Genomic DNA, 2,888 nt, shown 5'->3' on the forward strand with positions numbered 1-2,888 from the left:
CGGGTTTACCGAGTCCTACTGAGATCACTGTATACAGTGTTAAGTCTTTTACCTTCATCATGAAGTCACCACCAGCTGCAGACTTACTACGTAAGGCTGCTGGCATTGCTAAAGGTTCTGGCACACCTAATACCGCTAAAGTCGGTAAAGTTGACCGTGCGCAATTAGAAGAAATCGTTAAGACTAAAGATGCAGATTTGACTGCAGCTAATCTTGATGCTGCTATCCGTACCATCGCTGGTACTGCACGTTCAATGGGTATTACCGTGGAGGGTGTATAATGTCTAAGCTAACCAAACGTCAAAAAGAAATCAATAGCCGTATTGAGCATGAAAAACAATACACGATCGAAGAAGCGGTTCAAATCCTAAACGATTTGCCACCTCTTAAATTCAAAGAGTCTATTGATATCGCAGTAAACTTGGGCGTTGACCCACGTAAATCTGATCAAGTAGTACGTGGCGCAACTAACCTACCTGCGGGTACTGGTAAAACCAAACGCGTTGCTGTATTTGCTCAAGGCGCTGCTGCTGAAGCCGCTAAAGAAGCTGGTGCTGACATCGTTGGTTTTGAAGACCTAGCAGAATCAATCAAAGCCGGTAACATGGATTTTGATATCGTTATCGCTGCTCCTGATGCAATGCGTGTAGTTGGTCAACTAGGTACTATCCTAGGCCCACGTGGTTTAATGCCTAACCCTAAAGTCGGTACAGTTACGCCTAACGTTGCTGAAGCAGTGACTAACGCTAAAGCTGGTCAAGCACAGTATCGTGTAGACAAAGCAGGTATTATCCATACGACTATTGGTCAAGTTGGTTTTACTGTTGAGCAAGTTATGGAAAATGCTCAAGCCTTATTAGCCGACCTACGTCGTGCTAAGCCAGCTACGTCTAAAGGTGTTTACATCAAACGTATCACTTTATCTAGCACTATGGGTCCAGGCCTTGCTATTGATCCAGTACCACATCGTCTTAACAAATAAGACGAGTACTAAGAATTCTTGCTTATTATCTTGTTCCTTTATTTGAGACTAGATAATAAACAAACCCCGATTTTAAATATTAGGTCAGCGTAGCAAACGCTATGCTGTCTAAGACCGTAGGTAGAGAGTGGTTTAGTGGAATTGATTATGACTCTTGTAGATCATAATCAATCACATTGAGCTGCTGTTGTTAATCGATGACAGATGAAAATCTTAATTGTCCTACGCAGACGGTGGCCCACCCAGTTGTTGATAAGAGCCGATAGGGTAACCTATCACTTGATGTCATTCTGATAACGGTGCCGTAATCAGTCGTTATCAGCAAATTAAATTTGCTGATAACGTGTCGTATCAAGTCAGTCTAAGCGAGCGTTTAATTATTGATAACTTAGGTTTTAAATGATTAAATACTCAGCTGATTGATAAGATTAAAGGAGTCAACTTATGGCATTAACGCTAGAGCAAAAACAACAAGTTGTGGCTGAAGTGTCTGAAGTTGCTGCTAATGCTTACTCAGCAGTAGCTGCCGAATATCACGGTATTGGTGTTGCAAAGCTTACTAAGCTGCGCGAACAAGCCCGTGAAAAAGGCGTCGTTTTGAAAGTGGTAAAAAACACCCTAGCAAAACGTGCGTTTGAAGGCACTAAGTTTGAGAGCATGTCAGACCGTATGACTGGTCCATTACTTTTGGCTTTCTCTATGGAAGATTTGGGATCTGCAGCTCGAGTCATTTTTGACTTCAGTAAAGATCACAAAGCTTTAGAGACCAAATTGGTATCAGTTGGTGGTGTTGTTTATGGTCCAGAAGAGCTAGAGCGCGTATCGAAGCTACCAACTCGCGACGAAGCACTCTCTATCTTGATGGCTACTATGAATGCACCAGTTACCAAGCTTGTTCAAACTATGAACGCTGTTCCTAGTAAGCTTGTTCGCACGGTAGCAGCAATCAAAGACGCAAAAGAAGCTGCTTAATTGCTTGTTTTAACGTAACTTTGACATCGCCGATTGCACTTTATTGCCAACACTATTTGAAAATTTGGCAAGCAATCCAAGCGATTTTAAAATCAATTAATTTTTATCAGATAACGGAGAGTTCTCATGGCACTATCTAAAGATGACGTGTTAAACGCAATCGCTGAAATGTCAGTAATGGATATCGTTGAATTAATCAGCGCTATGGAAGAAAAATTTGGCGTAACCGCTGCTGTTGCCGCTGCTGCACCTGCTGCTGCTGGTCCTGCTGCTGCTGCTGAAGAGCAATCAGAGTTTGACGTTGTTCTTGCCAGCTTTGGCGAGAAGAAAGTTGGCGTAATTAAAGCCGTACGTGAAGCTACTGGTCTTGGCTTGAAAGAAGCGAAAGATTTGGTTGAAAGCGCTCCAGCTTCAATCAAAGAAGGCGTTAACAAAGCTGAAGCTGAAGAGTTGAAAAAGAAACTTGAAGAAGCTGGTGCAACTGTTGAACTAAAATAGTTTAACGGTAGTACGAAAAAAAGCTGGTAATGCCTTGCATTACTGGCTTTTTTTTATTATAATTCGTAGCTTGACCTTTTGTGTCTGCCAACAGTCGTAAGCAACAACACGGTGGATACCCATCAAAAGGACAGACGATATACATGCAAGCACACTTATTTGTTATTGAAATCAGTTGATATGAGCTAAACGTCTATAGATGTTTGGCAATTTTTTGTGTCTGCATGCTTTTCTATTAACACTATATTTTATACTGATTTTTAACGTTATTACTCTTAGAGTTTATAATTGCTTAAATTTATAGTTATCCCAGTTGTTACTAATCTGAAAATCGTTGAACGACCTATTTAGTATGGTTTTACTGTCAGCATATAGGCTGGTAGACGGTAGATATCAACGACGATATTGGTTTTGATCATCGCCAGTTTAGATGGTA

At 41.2% G+C, this 2,888-nt stretch carries 3 protein-coding genes and 1 pseudogene; all 4 read left to right on the plus strand.

Features of this window, described 5'->3' with window-relative positions; genetic code table 11:
* A pseudogene (rplK, locus tag VLN09_RS11730) lies at window positions 1-281 on the plus strand (50S ribosomal protein L11); the annotation flags it as partial.
* Window positions 281-982 (plus strand): 50S ribosomal protein L1, encoded by a 702-nt coding sequence (gene rplA / locus VLN09_RS11735; protein ID WP_325246734.1) that lies wholly within the window; start codon window positions 281-283, stop codon window positions 980-982. The pseudogene rplK and the gene rplA, both read left to right, overlap by 1 nt.
* Before the next feature lie 444 nt (window positions 983-1,426).
* Window positions 1,427-1,954, plus strand: a complete 528-nt coding sequence (rplJ, locus tag VLN09_RS11740; protein WP_325246736.1) for a 50S ribosomal protein L10 — start codon at window positions 1,427-1,429, stop codon at window positions 1,952-1,954.
* A gap of 126 nt (window positions 1,955-2,080) precedes the next feature.
* On the plus strand, window positions 2,081-2,452 hold the full coding sequence (gene rplL / locus VLN09_RS11745; RefSeq protein WP_325246737.1) for a 50S ribosomal protein L7/L12: 372 nt from the start codon (window positions 2,081-2,083) through the stop codon (window positions 2,450-2,452).
* Window positions 2,453-2,888: the final 436 nt, after the last annotated feature.

Origin of the sequence: Psychrobacter sp. (assembly GCF_035469765.1) — a bacterium.
Taxonomy (GTDB): domain Bacteria; phylum Pseudomonadota; class Gammaproteobacteria; order Pseudomonadales; family Moraxellaceae; genus Psychrobacter.